Source organism: Rathayibacter sp. AY1D9 (genome assembly GCF_002932395.1).
Classification (GTDB): domain Bacteria; phylum Actinomycetota; class Actinomycetes; order Actinomycetales; family Microbacteriaceae; genus Rathayibacter.
The window spans coordinates 1-16,855 of the sequence record NZ_PSVQ01000006.1 but is presented as its reverse complement, the minus strand read 5'-3'; the positions used below and the strand labels follow the sequence as shown (position 1 = coordinate 16,855).

Here is a 16,855-nt window from a genome sequence, read left to right as displayed (position 1 = left end):
CCGCTCCGCGGGGGGCTCGGCCAGCAGAAGAGACGGCTGCTCGATCAGCAGGCCGCCCGAGCCCGACGCGCGCAGCCACTGCGGAGGCGGGCGCTCGTAGACTGGGGGCATGCCTCCGATCGTGCACGGATTCGACTGGCCCGATCGCGTCGTCGTGGGGACCGTCGGCTCACCCGGCTCGCGCTCCTTCTACCTCCAGGCCAAGACCGGGCCCCGCGTGGTCAGCGTCGGCCTCGAGAAGCAGCAGTCGGCCCTCCTCGCCGAGAAGATCGACGAGATCCTCGACCAGCTGATGACCGCCCAGGGCAACCCGGTCAGCGTCCCCGCCGGCACTCCCCCGGAGCTCGTCGACAACGACCCGCTCGACCAGCCCGTGGAGCCCGAGTTCCGCGTCGGCGGTCTCAGCCTCGGCTGGGACCCGTCCACCGCGCAGATCGTGATCGAGGCCTACCCGCTGACCGAGGCGGAGGACGACTCCGAGGAGGAGCCCGAGCCCACCGAGATGCTGCAGGTGAAGATCCCGGTCGGCACGGCGCGCGCCTTCGCGAAGCGAACCCTCGAGGTCGTCGGCGCCGGACGTCCGCTCTGCCCCCGCTGCGGCGAGCCGATGGATCCCGACGGGCACGACTGCCCGCTCGCATGAGCGACCCGGGCGGGCTCGACGGCGAGCTGGAGCTGGCCGGCCGGATCACGATCGCCTCGAACGCGACGTTCCTCGCGCAGCTCGGCGAGACGTCCGTCGTCTACAAGCCGATCTCGGGCGAGAAGCCGCTGTGGGACTTCCCGGACGGCGTGCTCGCGGGCCGCGAGGTCGCCGCCTACCTCGTCTCGGAGGCGCTCGGCTGGAACGTGGTGCCGCGCACGTGGCTCCGCGACGGTCCGCTCGGGCCGGGCATGGTCCAGCTCTGGCAGGACATCGATCCGGACCAGGACGCGGTCGACCTGGTGCCCGCCGACGCCGTGCCCGACGGATGGCGGCACGTCCTCGACGGCAGCGACGAGGAGGACCGCGACATCTCCCTCGTGCACGAGGACTCGACGGCGCTGCGCCGGATGGCCGTGTTCGACGTGGTCGCCAACAACGCGGACAGGAAGGGCGGGCACGTGCTCGCGCTGCCCGACGGCCACCGCTACGGCGTCGACCACGGCCTCACCTTCCACTCCGAGCACAAGCTGCGCACGGTCCTCTGGGGCTGGATCGGCGAACCGCTGCTCGAGGAGGAGCTGACGGCGCTGGCGCTCCTGCGCGCGCAGATCGACGGACCGCTCGGCGAGGCGCTCTCGGAGCTGCTCACCGAGGACGAGGTCGCCGCGTTCGCGAAGCGCTGCGAGCGGCTCGGCTCCTTCGGCCGCTTCCCGGGCCCGCGGGGCGGGATGCCCGCGGTGCCCTGGCCGCTGTTCTGAGCCGGGCGCGGTCAGAACTCAGGACGAACGCCTCCGGTGCGGCGGAGACGCGCTGATCCTCAGGCGCGGGAGCGGATCCCTCCTGCATCCTGAGCGGCTCAGAAGCTCCAGCCGCGGCCGAACAGCTCCTCGCCCGGCGCTCCGCCGCCTCCCGGACCCGCGCCGCGAGCGCCGAGGTAGGAGGAGACGACGGCCGCTCCCAGGTCCTCCGCCTCCGGGTTCACCACCGAGCCGCCGACCCGGCGGGCGAGCGAGTCGATGAAGCGCGCGAGGCCCGGGTCGTCGCCCAGGCGGAAGAACGTGGTGTGCGCGCCGAGGCGGAGCGACGCGTCGAGCTCGCGGACCGAGACGGCGACCGTCAGCGGGTCCGGCGGGTAGTCGAAGAAGACGCCGCCGTCGGGCTCGAGGTGCGCGGTCGGCTCGCCGTCGGTGACGATGAGCAGCACCGGCTGCGCGTTCGGGTGCTTGCGGAAGTGCCGGTTGGCCAGCAGCAGCGCGTGGTGCAGGTTCGTGCCCTTGTCCCACTCGGCGTCCAGGCCCACCAGCTGCTCGACGTCCATCACCTCGGCGCGTCGGCCGAAGGCGACGAGCTGCAGCGCGTCTCCGCGGAACCGGCTGCTGATCAGGGTGTGCAGGGCGAGCGCGGTGCGCTTCATCGGCACCCAGCGGCCGTCCATCGCCATCGAGAACGAGGTGTCGACGAGGAGCGCGACACAGGCCTGCGTGCGCGCCTCCGTCTCCTGCACCTCGACGTCGTCGATCAGGATGCGCACCCCCGAGCCGACCGGCCGGCCCTCGCCGGCGGTGCGGGTGAGGGCGTTGGTCACCGTGCGGGGGATGTCCCAGGCCTCGGTGTCGCCGAACTCCCACGAGCGCGTCGCTCCGGAGCGCTCGCCCGCCGCGCCCGTGCGCCGGACGTCGCGGGCGCCCTGACGGCCGGAGACGGTCTCGGCGATGTCGCGCAGGAGCGCTTTGCCGAGCTGGCGCATGGCCTTCGGGCTGAGGGCGAGGCGGCCGTCGGAGCCGCGGCGCAAAGTCCCGGAGTCGCGCAGGGCCCGCTCCAGGCGCTTCAGCGTCTGCGCGTCGACGGAGGCGTCCTCGCCGAGGCGCTTCGCCAGCAGGTCGAGGTCGAGGTCGTCGAGGGAGGAGCGGTCCGTCTGCGCGAGCTGGTCGGCGAGGGCGTCGAGGTCGGCCAGCTCCTGGAACACGCCCGTCCCGTCGCCCAGGCCGAGCCCCTGCTCGCCGTCCATCCGCTCGGAGCCGCCCCAGTCCTCGCCGGGACGGAGCCCCCGCAGGGTCTCGTCGAGGCGGCCGAGGGACTGCATGAGCTCCGGCGTGCCGAAGGCCTCCTGGGCGAGGGCGTCGAGCTCGGCGCGCTGCTCGGCGGTCATCGAGTTGCGCATCCGCTGAGCCGCGGCCGCGCGGGCGGCGAGCGCGTCGATCAGCTCGTCCACCGACTCCGGGCCCTCGGGGAAGTACTCGCCGTGCTGCTCCATGAAGGCGTCGAACTGCTCGGGGGTGTCCTCGCCGCGCGCGTGCGCCTCGAGCAGCTCGTTCAGGTCGCGGAGCATCGCGTCGATCGCGGCGCGGTCCTCGTCGCTCGCGTTCTCGAGGGCCTGCTTCATCCCCTCGAAGCGCTGATCGAGCATCTCGCGGCCCAGGAGCTCGCGGATCCGCTCGAAGTCGGCGCGCGCCTCGGGGCTCTGCCAGCGGTAGTCGCGGAGCTCCGAGACGGCCGCGGCCGGCGAGGGCGGGAGGCTGTCGAGCTGGATCTCGGCGAGCGCGCGGTCGCCGTCGTCCATCTGCGTGTCGCGGGCGAGCTGCTTGCGCTCGGCGAGGACGGCCTTGTCGAGGAGCTCGCGGATCTCGCGGAGCGTACCGTCGAGGTTGTTCCTCTGCGTGAGCTCGCGACGCCGCTCGGCGACGCGGGCTGCCAGGTCGTCCAGGCCCTCGCGGTCGCGGGTGCCCCGGCGGAGGAACTCGCGCAGGGCGCGCTCGGGCGAGGTGCCGCCCATCACGTCCTCGCCGATCGCGTCGAGGGCCTCCTTCAGGTCGACCGGAGGAGCGAGCGGATCGGGTCCCCCGTCGTACTTCGCGTAGCGCGCGTCGCGCTTCAGCCGCCGGTTGCCGCGCGGAGCATCAGCCATAGACGGCCTCGCCCCCGCCCGTCTCCTTGCTCAGCTTGCGCGAGAGGTAGAGGCCCTCGAGGGCGAGCTCGACCGCTCCGGCGCGGCGCCCCTCCCCCACGGCGTCGAGGCGCTCGGCGACCTCGTCGTACACGCGGGCCTCGCCCAGCAGCGGCAGGCCGGCCAGGAACTCGCGGGCGGTCACCTGCTCGCCGGTCGTGATCATCGCGCCGTTCTCGACCGCCTCGACGAGCGGCCCGAGGTCGACGCCGCGCAGGTGGGCGCGGACGGTCTCGGCGGTGGCCTGACGGAGCAGGTGGTCGAGGATCTCGTCCTCGCGGCCCTCCTCCCCCGACTCGAACTCGATCTTGCCGCCGAGCACGTCGACGGCGGTCTCGAGGTCGATGGGGCGGGCGACCGCCTCCTCCTCGCCGCGGCGGGTGGCGCGGTGCAGGGCGGCGGCGGCGATCGTCTCGGCGCCGGCGATGGCGAAGCGGGCGCTGACGCCGCTGCGCTGGTCGACGGAGCTCGACTCGCGCAGGGCCCGCGTGAAGCGGGCGAGGATCTCGATGAGCGCATCGGGCACGGTCGCGACGAGGTCCGCCTCCTGCCGGATGACGGCGACCTCGTCGACGAGAGCCGTCGGGTAGTGGGTGCGGATCTCGGCGCCGAAGCGGTCCTTCAGCGGCGTGATGATCCGGCCGCGGTTCGTGTAGTCCTCGGGGTTCGCGCTCGCGACGACGAGGACGTCGAGGGGGAGGCGGAGGACGTAGCCGCGGATCTGGATGTCGCGCTCCTCCATCACGTTGAGCATGGCGACCTGGATCCGCTCGGCCAGGTCCGGCAGCTCGTTGATCGCGACGATGCCGCGGTGGCTGCGCGGGATGAGGCCGAAGTGGATGGTCTCCGGGTCGCCCAGGCTGCGGCCCTCGGCCACCTTCATCGGGTCGACGTCGCCGATGAGGTCGGCGACGCTGGTGTCGGGGGTGGCCAGCTTCTCGACGTAGCGCTCCTCGCGGGGCTTCCACGCGACGGGCAGGTCCTCGCCCAGCTCCTCCGCGCGGCGGCGGCTCTCCGTGGTGATCGGCTCGTAGGGGTGCTCGCCGAGCTCGGACCCCTCGATGACGGGCGTCCACTCGTCGAGCAGGCCGACGAGGGTGCGCAGGAGGCGGGTCTTGCCCTGGCCGCGCTCGCCCAGCAGGACGATGTCGTGACCGGCGATGACGGCGCGCTCGACCTGCGGGATGACCGTCTCGGCGAAGCCGTGCAGGCCCGGCCAGGGATCGCGGCCCTCGCGCAGGGCGTCGAGCAGATTGTCGCGGATCTCGGTGCGGAGGCTCTTCTGCACGTGCCCGGAGGCACGGAGCTGGCCGAGGGTCTGGGTCGTCGGGCGCATCACCTCGGCAACGCTACGCCGCAGGTCCGACACGTGGTGGAGGTGCGGCGGATTCGCGGCGCGGGCTTGCGCGGGGGCCGCGCCGCGGACGGCTCAGCGCTCGAGGCGAGGGGCGGCGGCGAGCAGGCGGCGCGTGTACTCCTCCTGCGGTGCGGCGAGGAGCGACGCGGCCGGCCCAGCCTCGACGATCCGGCCCTCGCGCATCACCGCGATGCGATCGCTCATGTGCGCGATCACGCCGAGGTCGTGCGAGATGAGGAGGAGGGCGAGGCCGTGACGGCGCTGCAGGTCGTCGAGCAGGTCGAGGATCTGCGCCTGCACCGACACGTCGAGGGCCGAGACGGGCTCGTCGCAGATCAGCACGTCGGGGCGCGTCGCCAGCGCCCGGGCGATCGAGACGCGCTGGCGCTGACCGCCGGAGAGGGTCCGCGGCGAGCGCCGCTCCAGGGCGGGGTCGAGCCCCACGCTCTCGAGCAGCGCGGGCACGGAGGCGGCGCCGGCGTCGCGGAGGAGGCGGCCGACGCTCCAGCGCGGGTCGAACGAGGAGAGGCTGTCCTGGTAGACGGCGCCGATCCGCGGGCGGCGGGGACGGCGGGAGCGCTCGGTCGCTGCCGACCACGGCTCGCCGAACAGCTCGACGGCGCCCGCGTCCGGACGCCGCAGCGCCAGCACGAGCCGGGCCACCGTGCTCTTGCCCGACCCGGACTCGCCGACGAGCCCGACGGTCTCGCCGCGCCGCAGCCGGAGGTCGACGTCGTCGACCGCGACCCGCACTCCTCCGCCGGGCAGCGGGAAGCGGGCGGCGAGTCCGCGGGCCGCGACCACGACCTCGCCGGGAGTCTCGGGCGGGGTCGCCGGTGCGGTCGGGTCGGTGAGCCGGGAGCCGCGCGGGCGCCCGGCGGGGACGGCGGCCACGAGCGCGCGGGCCTCGGAGCTGCGGGGCGCGCGCAGCACCTCGGCCCCGGTCCCCTCCTCCACCACACGGCCGTCGGCCAGCACGAGGATGCGGTCGGCGAGGCCCGCCACCACCGCGAGGTCGTGCGAGACCAGGACGAGCGCCCGGCCGCGCGCCTTCTGCTCGGCGAAGAGCTCGAGCACGCGGGCCTGGACGGTGACGTCGAGCGCGGTGGTCGGCTCGTCGGCGACGAGCAGCGGCGGATCGAGCGCCACGGCCGCCGCGAGGAGGGCGCGCTGGCGGAGACCGCCGGAGAGGTCGCCGGAGCGCTCCCGCATCCGCTCGGCCGGCTCCGGCATGCCGACGCTCGCCAGGGCCTCGACCGTCCGCTGCGCGCGCTCGGCCGCGGGGAGGCGGCCGTGGAGGCGGAGCACGTCGCCGATCTCGCGGCCGATCGGGCGCAGCGGGTCGAGCGAGAGCAGCGCGTCCTGCGGGACGAAGCCGACGGATCCGCCGCGCAGCCGCCGCAGCTCCCGCTCGCCCGCTCCGACCACCTCGGTCCCGCCGACGCGGACGCTCCCGGTCACGGCGCCTCCGCTCAGCCCCAGCAGCGCTCGCGCGGTGACGCTCTTGCCCGACCCGGACTCGCCGACGATCGCGACGCACTCCCCCGGCTCCACGCGGAACGAGACCCCGTGCACCACCTCGATTCCGTCGAAGGCGACCCGGAGCCCCTCGACGACGACCGCGCTCACCGCGCACCCCGCAGACGCCCGCCGAGGACCGTCGTCGCGATCGTGGTCAGCACGATCGCCAGCCCCGGGAACACGGTCAGCCACCACGCGCTCGAGAGGTAGGTGCGGCCCGCCGAGAGCATCGCGCCCCACTCCGGCGCGGGCGGCTCGGCGCCCAGGCCCAGGTAGCTGAGGGCCGAGGCCCAGACGATCGCCTGGCCGACGCCGAGGGTCGCCAGCACGGCGAGCGGCCCGAAGGTGTTGGGGAGGACGTGCCGGACGAGGATCCGGACGGGCCCGTGCCCCAGCACGCGCGCCGCCTCGACGTAGCCGGAGTCGCGGATGCCGAGCAGCTGCGTGCGCAGGATGCGGGCGTACCCCGGCGCGGTGGAGAGGCCGACCGCGATGGTGGCGGGGACGACTCCGGGACCCGTGACCACGATCACGAGCAGCGCGAGCAGGAGCGCGGGGAAGGCGAAGAGCACCTCGAGCACGCGGCCGATCACGCCGTCGACGACGCGGCCGCCGAACGCCGCGACCACCCCGAGCACCGCGCCGAGGACGAGGCCGATCGCGGTGGCGCTGGCGCCGATCAGGAGGGATGCGCCCGCCCCCGCGATGAGGCGGCTGAGGACGTCGCGACCGGACTCGTCGGTGCCGAGCAGGTGGGCGGCACCCGGTGGGGTGAAGGCGTCGCGCGGGGCGACGGCGAGCGGATCGGAGGGGGCGAGCAGCCCGGGCGCGACGGCGGCGAGCAGGAGCAGCACCACGAAGACCGCGGCCAGCACCTCGCCGGCGCGGAGGCGGGAGGGACCCCGGCGGAGCGGGCGGGCGGCGCGCAGCTCGAGCTCGCTCACGCGACCGCCTCCCGCCGGGCCAGCCGCGGGTCGATCACGCGCGTCAGCAGATCGGTGGCGAGGGTCACGACGATGTACGCCAGCGCCGTGACCAGCACGACACCCGTCACCACCGGCACGTCACGGACGGTCACCGCCGCGAGCAGAGTCCGGCCGAGCCCCGGCCTCGCGAAGATCGTCTCGACCACCACGGCCCCGCCGATCAGGTAGCCGAACGCCCAGCCCGAGAGCGAGACCCCTGGCAGCACCGCGTGGCGCAGCGCGTGGCGGGCGCGGACGCCGAGCTCGCCCTCGCCGCGCGCCCGAGCGGCGAGCACGAACGGCGACTCCAGCGCGTCGAGGAGGGAGCGGCGCATCACCTGGCCGAGGAAGCCCGCCAGCGGGATCGCGAGGGTGAGCGTCGGCAGCACCAGCCCGGCGGGCGACCCTGTGCTGACCGGGGGCAGCCAGCGCAGCGCGGTCGCGAAGACGGCGATCAGCACGGTCGCCAGCCAGAAGTGCGGGAGCGCGGCCGCCGTGAGCTCGAGGCCGGACCCGACCGCGGCGGCGAGGCGGCCGCCCCGGGTCGACCAGAGGGCGGTCGCGAGCGCCAGGATCCATGCGGCGGTGAGCGCGAGCACGGCGAGCAGGAGGGTGCCGGGCAGCTGCTCGCCGAGGATCTGCGCGACGGGAGTGCGCAGGGAGTAGGAGGTGCCGAGGTCGCCGCGCGCGAGCCTGCCGAGCTGCACCAGGTACTGCACGAGGAGCGGCTGGTCGAGGCCGTACTGCTCCCGCACCGCGGCGAGCGCCTCGGGCGACGCCTGCGAGCCCGGACCGCCGAGGATCGCCTGCGCCGGATCGCCGGGGACGAGGCGGATGAGGACGAAGACGGCGGTCGCGACGGCCCACAGCACCACGAGGGCGCCACCGAGGCGGAGGAGCACGCGACGGATCATGCGGGCGGGCGTCCTCTCTGGTCGGGGCGGTGGAGGGGGGCGTCGTCGAGGTCCGCTCCCTCCGGAGCACGCGATGCGCGACCGACGGCGGCTACTCGACCAGCATGGAGGACGGACCCCTGCTGATCGAGCAGCCCGCGGAGCGGGCGTCTCGAGCTCCGCCCATCCCGATCGCGGGGTCTTGATGCGCCGCCGCGGCGACTACTCGACCGGCGTGCGTCCGCTCATCGATCGGTGCAGGCGGCTCTCCGGGGCCGGGTCAGACCCAGGCGTCGGCGAACCAGGGGGTCGACACGGTGTCGAGGGCGACGAGGCCCTGGACGGCCGACCGGTGCAGGTAGTGGTTCTGCTGGTCGTAGAGCGGCAGGATCCAGTAGCCCTCGAGGACGATCCGCTGCGCCTGCTCGTACAGGTCGGCGCGGGCGTCCTCGTCGGTCGTGGCGCTCGCCTGCTCGAGCAGCGAGTCGAGCGCGGGGTCGGCGATCTGCGCGTGGTTGGCGAAGTAGCCGCTCGGCGCGGGGGTGATGCCCGAGGAGGAGTAGAGGATCCGCAGAACGTCGGGTCCGACCTTCGTGTACGGGGCGCTCACCAGCTCGTACTCGTTCGACGCGAGGGCGGTGTACCAGCTCGACAGGTCGAGCAGGCTGATCCGCACGTCGAAGCCGAGGGTCTTCGCCGAGGCCTGGATCTGCTCGAACAGCGACTGCTCGGCCGGGATCGACTGGTTGGTGCTGACGGGGAAGCGCAGCGTCAGCGGCGTGCCGTCCTTCTCGCGGATGCCGTCGCCGTCCGAGTCCACCCAGCCGGCCTTCTCGAGCAGGTCCTCGGCGGCGGCCGTCTCGGAGTCGGACCCGGCGTCCTCGAAGAGCGACGGGTCGGAGTACGCGGTCGCCTCGCGGCTGGACAGCGGGGAGTAGGAGCGCTCGGCGGTGCCGAAGAAGAGCGAGTCGATCGCGTCGTTCACGCCGACGCCGCGGACGAACGCCTCGCGGACGGACTCGTCGTCGAACGGCGCCTGGCCGGAGTTGAGCTCGAGGCGGTTGACCGAGCCGGGCCGGGGCGCGTCGAGCTCGACGAGGTCCGTGGCTCCGGTCGCGGCCTTCAGAGTGTCGGGCTGGGCGTTGTCGAGCACGTCGACCTCGCCCGACTGCAGCGCCGCGTAGCGGGTGGCGGAGTCGGGGATGAAGCGCCAGGTGATGCTCGCCAGGTGCGCGGGGCCCTCGTGGCCGTCCCCGGTCGGGCCGGTCGACGCGTCGTAGGCCTCGTTGCGGGTGAGGGTCACGTGGTCCTGCTTGACCCACTCCGAGACGGTGAAGGGGCCGGTGCCGACGGGCGCCTCGCAGTTCGCCTCCTCGCCGCGGGCGATGCCGGCGGGCGACTCGATCGCGGTCCACGGCTGCGCGAGCGACTCGAGCAGCGCACTGTCCGGCGCGGTCAGGGTGAAGCGGGCGACGGTCGGCGAGACCGCGGTGACGGAGGCGACCTTCGCCACGGCGAGGTAGCCGGTGGAGGACTTGGTCGCCGGGTCCTGCAGGTGCGCGATGTTCGCGGCGACCGCCTCCGCGTCGAGGGCGGTGCCGTCGGTGAAGGTCACACCCTCGCGCAGGGTGAAGTCGTAGCTGAGCGCGTCGTCCGAGACGGTCCACGACTCGGCCAGCCACGGCGTGATGGTGCCGTCGGCGTCGCGCGAGACGAGCGACTCGAGCACCTGTGTCGCGAGGAGCGCCTGCGGGTAGTTGCCGCCGACGTGCGGGTCGAGGCAGGTGGGCTCGGCGTCGCCGGACGCGTAGGTCAGCGTCCCGCCGTCGACGGGGGTGCTGGAGGCGTCGGGCGTCTCGGCGGTGCAGCCGCTGAGCAGGAGCGCGGCGGCCGCGACGGCGGCGGGGAGGGCGAGGAGGCGGGAGCGCAGCGGCATGACGTCTTTCGTGGAGGGGTCGGGGGTGCAGGCGTTTCTTGGACGCGACCCAGGAAACGCTAGCAGGGCGTGGAGGCGGCGGGCGGGGATCGCTCGGATCCCTGGAGGAGCGCCCGGATCCCGCGCTGGGGAGGGATGAATCGCGCTGGCGGAGATCCCCGGAGCGCCTGTCGGTGGGGATCGGCCTCCGCTCTCCTACTGTCGACGCATGACCTCCGCCGTGCTCGCCCTCCTGTTCGGCTCCGCCGTCGCCCTCGTGGGCCTCGTGCCCTGGGCCGCCCTGCAGTACCGGCGCCGCGGCGTCCTCGGGATCGGCAACGCGGTGCTGGCCTTCGCCGCCGTGGTCTACGCGCTCGCCCTCGTCACCTACACGCTCCTCCCCCTGCCCGACGAGGCGACGGTCGCCGCCGCCTGCCGCACCGGATCGGGTCCGCAGCTGCGCCTGTTCGCCTTCGTCGGGGACATCGCGAAGGAGGGCGGGATCGACGGGCCCCGCGCGCTGCTGACGAACCCCGCGTCCGCGCAGGTGCTCCTCAACGTGGTCTTCTTCGTCCCCCTCGGGATGCTCGTCCGACACCTCGCTCTGCGCGGGCGCCTCGTCGCCGGGCTGATCGGCGGCACCGTCGCCGGCTTCGCCGTCTCGCTCCTCATCGAGGTCACGCAGCTCACGGGCGACTGGTTCCTCTACCCGTGCGCCTACCGGCTCTTCGACGTCGACGACCTGCTGGCCAACACGGCCGGCGCCCTGCTCGGCACCCTCCTCTCCCCTGTGCTCGTCGTCTTCACCCGCCGGACCGAGGGCGCGGTGCCGGAGCGGGCCCGCCCGGTCACGATCCGCCGCCGCGCGTTCGGCATGTTCTGCGACGTGCTCGCGCTGAGCCTCATCACGGGCGCGCTCGTCTCGATCACCGGGGTCGGCCTCGTGCTCGCGGGGGTGGACACGCGCTCGAGCCCCGGGGACGTGGTTCTCGGCGCCCTGCCGTTCGTCGCTCCGCTGCTCCAGCTGGTGATCGTGCTGCGGTCCGGGCGGACCCTCGGCGAGACGGTGGTGCGCCTGCGTCCCGAGCCGCGACCGTTCCTCTGGCAGCGGCTCGTGCGCTGGGCGGCGGGATCGGGCGGCTGGTCGACCCTCCTCGCCGTCGAGGGCGGGTTCTGGTCGCTGCTCGCCTTCGTCCTCGCGGCGGCCGCGCTGATCGGCCTGGTCGCGACGCGGGGCCGCCGGGGGACGGCGAACGCGCTGGCTCGCCTCGACGTCGTGGACGAGCGGGCGGAGGCGCCGTCCGCCGTCCGGAAGACGGACTGAGAGGAGCCTGCCGGACGCCCGGGCGAGCCTCCGATCAGACCGCCGCGCGGAGCCCCTCGACCAGGTCGTGCTGCGCCTCGCGGCCGGCCCGCGTGGGCACGAGCGGGTACACGTGGACCTGCCCGACGGCCTCGTGGAGCTCGAACGGGACCCCGGCGGCCGCCGCCCGCTCGGCCAGCACGTGGGCGTCCGGATTGAGGACGTCACGTGTGCCCGTGAAGACGGTGAGGGGGCCGAGGCCCGCCAGGTCGCCGAACAGCGGGCTGACCACGGGATCGAGCAGGTCGAGGGCGCCGCGCCAGCTCTCGGCGAGGACGCGACCGCCCGGGGTGCCGAGCCAGGGATCGGTCGGCTGCACCTCGGGGATCCGCGGGTTGCTCCAGGAGAGGTCGAGCGCGGGCGAGACGAGGGTCGTGCGCGGCAGGACCACCCCCTCATCGCGCAGGGCGAGGGCCGTCGAGAGGGCGATCTGGCCGCCCGCAGAGTCGCCGGCGAGGCAGGTCGCCCCGTGCCGCTCAAGACTCCGCAGCACCAGGGCGCGGACACCGTCGCGCGCCTCGAGCGCCATGCCGAAGGGCACGAGCGGGTAGATCGGGAGGGTCACCGCGACGGAGGCCTCGTCGGCGATGCGGGCGGCGAGCCACCAGTGCTGGGGCGCGATCTCGTTCACCCAGCCGCCGCCGTGGACGTAGACGACGCCGCCGCGGATCACCCGCGGGCGGATCGTGTAGACCGGCCAGGAGCCGACCTGCTCCACGTCGACGCGCACGCCGGGCCGGAGGCGGGGCGGCGGTCCGTAGGAGGCGGGACGGAGCGCGCGCTCCCGGATGCGGCGACGGGCTCCCTCCGCGCTGACGAAGGTGCGGTTCGCGCGGGCGAGCCGGAGCGCGAGCGGGACGAGGGCATCGGGGACGACGAGCGGCATCGCCCGAGCATCGCGCACCCCGGTGCGCGGCGGCTGGGCGGCGACGGACTGCGCGGCTGCGGACTCTGCGGCGACGGCCTCGGCAGCCACCGACGCGACAGTCACGGACTCCGCCGCTGATCCGCGGAGGTCGGAGGACGCGGCGCGGGCTCCGCGGACGGAGCGTCGGCACCCGCGGACGCAGCGTCGGAGACCGCGGACGACGCCCGGGCACCCCGCGGACAGCACGACGGCCCGGCCCGTGGAGGGAGCCGGGCCGGGGCCGCCGGTCAGCGTGGTGCCTGCACGCCCGCGGAGGGCGGGTCGGCAGCGACCTCGCTGTCGCCGTGCACTGCGGGTCAGCGTCGCGCGGCGGAGCGGCCGGCGAAGCGGGTGTAGACGAGCAGGACGATGATCGCTCCGATGATCGAGCCGATGATGCCGGCGGGCTGGAAGAAGCCGTCCATCGGGTCGTGCTGGAAGATCAGGAAGCCGAGGAAGCCGCCGACGAACGAGCCGACGATGCCGAGCACGATGGTCATGCCGATGCTGATGCTCTGCTTCCCGGGGACGATGAGCCGGGCCAGCGCTCCTGCGATGAGTCCGACGACGATGAGGCTGATGATGAGACCGAGCATGGCGGTCGTCCTTCCGTTGTGCGGGCGGGGGCCCGCTGATCGGTTCCGCGGTTGCGGGACCGGTGGCTACGCAACCACCCCGGAGGAGGCGGCGGTACACCCCTGGGGGTGTGCTCGCCCCGACGAGTCGTGCGGTAGCGTCCGACCATGACCCGCCGCGCGCCCCTCACCGTCGCGCTCGTCGACGACTACGACGTCGTCCTCACGGGCCTCGCGCACATGTTCGACCACTACCGCGATCGGGTGGTCGTCGCCGAGATCGACGCGAACGCCTCCCTCTCCGATCGGATCGACGTCGTCCTCTACGACTCGTTCGCCCAGCCGGAGTCGGACCACCACGAGATCGCGGAGCTGGTGCGCAACGAGCGGGCCGAGCACGTGGTCGTCTACACCTGGAACTTCGCGCCGACGCTCATCGCGGACGCCCTCGAGCAGGGCGTCCACGGCTACCTCTCCAAGACCCTGCCGGCGCGGGAGCTGGTGGCCGCGCTCGAGCGGGTGGCGGCGGGCGAGGTCGTCGTCAGCGATCCTCCGCGGCGGGCGGGCAGCGCACCGGGCCTCGACTGGCCGGGCCGCCACGAGGGCATCACCGACCGGGAGTCGGAGATCCTCGCGCTCATCACGCAGGGCAAGAGCAACGCCGACGTCGCCGCGCTCACCTACCTCAGCCCCAACACGGTGAAGTCCTACATCCGCAGCGTCTACGGCAAGATCGGCGCGACCAGCCGCACGCAGGCCGTCCTCTGGGGCGTCGACCACGGCTTCACCCCCGACCACCACCGCATCGACCACTGGCTCGGCGGCCCCTGACCCGCGCCCGCGGGACGCCACTCCGGTACGCGACCCGCCGACGAACCCGCACCCGGGAGGCGTCTCGCGGGAGGGGGCGGGGGCGCACGCACCGCTACGGTGTCGCCATGCCCCTCGACCGCGCGCCGACCATCCGCGACGTCGCGGTGCGGGCCGGAGTGTCGTACCAGACGGTCTCGCGCGTGCTCAACGACAGCCCCCAGCTGCGGCCGCGCACCCGGGAGCGCGTGCTCGCCGCGATCGAGGACCTCGGCTTCCGCCCCAGCGCCGCCGCCCGCGCCCTGGCGACGAGCCGCTCCGGCCTGATCGGGATCCTCGCCGCCGAGAGCCACAGCTTCTACGGCACCGCCACCGCGATGGCCGCGATCGAGCAGGCGGCGCGCGACGCGGGCTACCGGGTCCCGGTCGTGAACGCGGCGCCGGACGCGGAGTCGCTGGCCGACGGTCTCGCCCACCTGCAGCGGGAGTCGGTGGAGGCGATCGTGGTCCTCGCCCCGCAGGAGCGCGCGCTGGAGGCGATCGAGAGCCTCGCGATCGGCGTCCCCTCGGTGACGCTCGGCGCGACGGACCGCGGCGCCGACTCCCTGCTCCTCGTCGACCAGGCGGCCGGAGCGCGACTGGCGACCGAGCACCTCGTCGGCCTCGGCCACACCCGCATCGCGCACCTCGCCGGTCCGCAGCACTGGGTGGAGGCGCAGGCGCGGCTCGAGGGCTTTGGCGCCGGGATGAGCGCGGCCGGCCTCGACCCCGTCGCCGTCGTGGAGGGCGACTGGAGCGCCGAGTCCGGCTACCGCGCCGGCCTCCGCCTCCTCGGAGCCGCGCTTCTGCCGACCGCGGTGTTCGTCGGCAACGACCAGATGGCCCTCGGACTCCTGCACGCCTGCACCGAGCGGGGACTGCGCGTGCCCGAGGACCTCAGCGTCGTCGGCTTCGACGACGTCCCCGAGGCGGCGCACTACCAGCCGCCGCTGACCACCATCCGCCAGGACTTCGCGGAAGTCGGCCGCCGCACGATCGGCGTCGTGCTCGCGGAGCTGCGCAGCGAGGAGCCCGCCGTCGACCGCCCGGTGCCGCCGGTGCTGGTGGAGCGTGCGTCGACGGCTCAGGCCTGAGCAGCACCGGCCCCCGCCTCACCCCGCGTGCGGCAGCAGCACCTCCACGCGCCCCTCGCGCACCCGCGTCTCGAACCGCGGCTGCGGCGAGGTGGCCGGCCCCCGCAGCACCTCGCCGGTCTCGAGCGAGAAGGTGCTGCCGTGCCACGGGCAGGCGACGCACGCCTCCCCCGAGCCGTCCGCCGAGACCTCGCCCTCGTCGAGCGGGCCCGAGAGGTGGCTGCAGACGTTCGAGAGCACGTCGATCCGCTCGCCCCGCCGGAAGGCGAGCAGGGGGAGGCCCGCGACCTCCCTCCTCACCGGCGTGCGCTCCGGCAGGTCCGCCAGGGCGCCGAGCTCCTGCCAGCCGGAGGGGAAGCGGTGCGGCACGTCCTCCGCGTGGTTCGCCCCCGCCGCCTGCCGGTAGCTGAGGTGGCCGCCCAGGTAGCCGCCGCCTGACACTACGGCGAGCCCGAGCATCCCGAGCACCTTCCCGCTCGTGGTGCGCCCGCGGCGGCGCTGCACCCACGACGCGGCGTAGAGGCCCGTCGCGACCACGTTGGCCGCCGAGTGCACCAGCCCGACGCGGGTCTGCTGCTCGTGCAGCTCCGACCAGTCGGTGAAGCCGGAAGCGGCGGTCGGCAGGACGCTGATCACGCCGACGCCGACGAGGGTCCTCGCCGCGCGCTGGTTCCCCGGCAGCAGGTCGAGCACCGCCGCCGACACCCAGGCGCCGGTGGGCACGAGGACGAGCAGCGGATGGACGGGGTGGCCGACCGGGACGCCGTGCAGCACGTCCCGCACCGGCTGCGGCCGGACCACCGCGTTCACGGCCCGCTTCACCCGGCCGACGAGCGGATCGAGGGCGGCGGCGTTCTCGAGGCGGGTGACGAGTCTGACGAGTCCGATCTCACGCATGCCTCATGCGACCAAGCGGGCGGCCCCGGCGGAAGGGGCTTGCGGCGGAGGAGGAGCAGTCGGACCCCGTCGGGCGGCCCCTCGCTTGCCGACCCCGAGCCGTTTCGCCTACGCTGACCCGGGGCTTTGTGAACGGTCACATCGCCCGAGCGAGGAGCATGATGGACCAGCGCAGGCCCACCCCCGCCGACGTGATCACGAGCGGCGCCACCGCCCTCGGCATCGAGCTCGGCTCCACCCGGATCAAGGCGTGCCTGGTCGACGCGGCCGACCCGTCCGTGGTCCTCGCCGTCGGCAGCCACGAGTGGGAGAACCAGTTCGTCGACCGCCGCTGGACCTACTCCCTCGACGCCGTCCACGCGGGCCTCCAGGCCGCCTACGCGGACCTCGTCGCCGACGCCTCGTCGCGCCACGGCGTGCAGCTCTCCTCCGTCGGGGCGCTCGGCGTCTCGGCGATGATGCACGGCTACCTCCCCTTCGATGCGGACGGCGGGCTGCTCGTCCCCTTCCGCACCTGGCGCAACACCAGCACCGGTCCCGCGTCGGCCGAGCTCACCGAGCTGTTCGGCGCCAACATCCCGCTGCGCTGGTCGCTCGCGCACCTGCACCAGGCGGTCCTCGACTCCGAGCCGCACGTCGAGCGGATCGACTTCCTCACCACCCTCGCCGGCTACGTGCACTGGCGCCTCACCGGCGAGAAGGTCCTCGGAGTCGGCGACGCCTCCGGCATGGTCCCGACCGACCCGGCGACCCGCGACTACGACCAGCGCGTCGTCGACCTCTACGACGAGCGCGCGGCCGGCGCCGTGAAGCCGCTGCGCGAGCTGCTGCCCGCCGTGCTCCCCGCGGGCGCCGACGCCGGCTCGCTCACCGCCGAGGGCGCGCTCCTGCTCGACCCCACCGGCTCCCTCCGACCCGGCGCCCCCGCC

Annotated in this window: 15 protein-coding genes; 6 read left to right on the top strand and 9 right to left on the bottom strand. The window is 74.5% G+C overall.

What is annotated here, in order from left to right; translation table 11 throughout:
• Window positions 1-109 precede the first annotated feature (109 nt).
• Both C5C50_RS04530 and C5C50_RS04525 read left to right on the top strand, forming a co-directional pair.
• Window positions 110-643 (top strand): DUF3090 domain-containing protein, encoded by a 534-nt coding sequence (locus C5C50_RS04530; protein ID WP_104225051.1) that lies wholly within the window; start codon window positions 110-112, stop codon window positions 641-643.
• Entirely contained in the window at window positions 640-1,404 is a 765-nt protein-coding gene (locus C5C50_RS04525) for an SCO1664 family protein (RefSeq protein WP_104226043.1), read from the top strand. The genes C5C50_RS04530 and C5C50_RS04525 overlap by 4 nt, the downstream gene beginning before the upstream one ends.
• 98 nt (window positions 1,405-1,502) lie before the next feature.
• Here the strand turns inward: C5C50_RS04525 and C5C50_RS04520 are convergent, their stop codons facing one another.
• The 6 genes from C5C50_RS04520 to C5C50_RS04495 form a co-directional block, all read right to left on the bottom strand.
• Complete coding sequence (locus C5C50_RS04520) at window positions 1,503-3,551, bottom strand: VWA domain-containing protein (protein ID WP_104272952.1); 2,049 nt, start codon at window positions 3,549-3,551, stop codon at window positions 1,503-1,505.
• Window positions 3,544-4,926 (bottom strand): magnesium chelatase, encoded by a 1,383-nt coding sequence (locus C5C50_RS04515; RefSeq protein ID WP_104262318.1) that lies wholly within the window; start codon window positions 4,924-4,926, stop codon window positions 3,544-3,546. The genes C5C50_RS04520 and C5C50_RS04515 overlap by 8 nt, the downstream gene beginning before the upstream one ends.
• A gap of 93 nt (window positions 4,927-5,019) precedes the next feature.
• A complete protein-coding gene (locus C5C50_RS04510; protein WP_104272951.1) occupies window positions 5,020-6,576 on the bottom strand; it encodes an ABC transporter ATP-binding protein in 1,557 nt (518 codons plus the stop codon).
• A complete protein-coding gene (locus tag C5C50_RS04505; RefSeq protein WP_104226047.1) occupies window positions 6,573-7,412 on the bottom strand; it encodes an ABC transporter permease in 840 nt (279 codons plus the stop codon). The genes C5C50_RS04510 and C5C50_RS04505 overlap by 4 nt, the downstream gene beginning before the upstream one ends.
• A complete protein-coding gene (locus C5C50_RS04500) occupies window positions 7,409-8,347 on the bottom strand; it encodes an ABC transporter permease (RefSeq protein ID WP_104225045.1) in 939 nt (312 codons plus the stop codon). The genes C5C50_RS04505 and C5C50_RS04500 overlap by 4 nt, the downstream gene beginning before the upstream one ends.
• Before the next feature lie 259 nt (window positions 8,348-8,606).
• Entirely contained in the window at window positions 8,607-10,262 is a 1,656-nt protein-coding gene (locus C5C50_RS04495; protein WP_104272950.1) for an ABC transporter substrate-binding protein, read from the bottom strand.
• Between the two features lie 208 nt (window positions 10,263-10,470).
• On the opposite strand from C5C50_RS04495, the gene C5C50_RS04490 reads away from it, so the two are divergent.
• Window positions 10,471-11,565 (top strand): VanZ family protein, encoded by a 1,095-nt coding sequence (locus tag C5C50_RS04490; protein ID WP_104272949.1) that lies wholly within the window; start codon window positions 10,471-10,473, stop codon window positions 11,563-11,565.
• 34 nt (window positions 11,566-11,599) lie between these two features.
• Here C5C50_RS04490 and C5C50_RS04485 read toward each other — a convergent pair whose 3' ends face one another.
• Entirely contained in the window at window positions 11,600-12,580 is a 981-nt protein-coding gene (locus tag C5C50_RS04485; protein WP_258067653.1) for an alpha/beta hydrolase, read from the bottom strand.
• A gap of 248 nt (window positions 12,581-12,828) precedes the next feature.
• Entirely contained in the window at window positions 12,829-13,107 is a 279-nt protein-coding gene (locus tag C5C50_RS04480) for a GlsB/YeaQ/YmgE family stress response membrane protein (RefSeq protein WP_104225042.1), read from the bottom strand.
• Window positions 13,108-13,254: 147 nt separating this feature from the next.
• Between C5C50_RS04480 and C5C50_RS04475 the strand changes: the two genes are divergently transcribed.
• Together C5C50_RS04475 and C5C50_RS04470 are read left to right on the top strand one after the other, a co-directional pair.
• Window positions 13,255-13,917, top strand: coding sequence for a response regulator transcription factor (locus tag C5C50_RS04475; protein ID WP_104225041.1), 663 nt, complete (start codon window positions 13,255-13,257; stop codon window positions 13,915-13,917).
• A 107-nt stretch (window positions 13,918-14,024) separates the two neighbouring features.
• The gene (locus C5C50_RS04470; RefSeq protein WP_104272948.1) at window positions 14,025-15,029 is read left to right on the top strand and encodes a LacI family DNA-binding transcriptional regulator; all 1,005 of its coding nucleotides are present in this window, start codon (window positions 14,025-14,027) and stop codon (window positions 15,027-15,029) included.
• A gap of 18 nt (window positions 15,030-15,047) precedes the next feature.
• Here C5C50_RS04470 and C5C50_RS04465 read toward each other — a convergent pair whose 3' ends face one another.
• Entirely contained in the window at window positions 15,048-15,926 is an 879-nt protein-coding gene (locus C5C50_RS04465; protein WP_104272947.1) for a Rieske 2Fe-2S domain-containing protein, read from the bottom strand.
• A 158-nt stretch (window positions 15,927-16,084) separates the two neighbouring features.
• Between C5C50_RS04465 and C5C50_RS04460 the strand changes: the two genes are divergently transcribed.
• Window positions 16,085-16,855, top strand: a 771-nt coding sequence (locus C5C50_RS04460) for an FGGY family carbohydrate kinase (RefSeq protein ID WP_374954492.1), incomplete at its 3' end; no start/stop codon positions are given.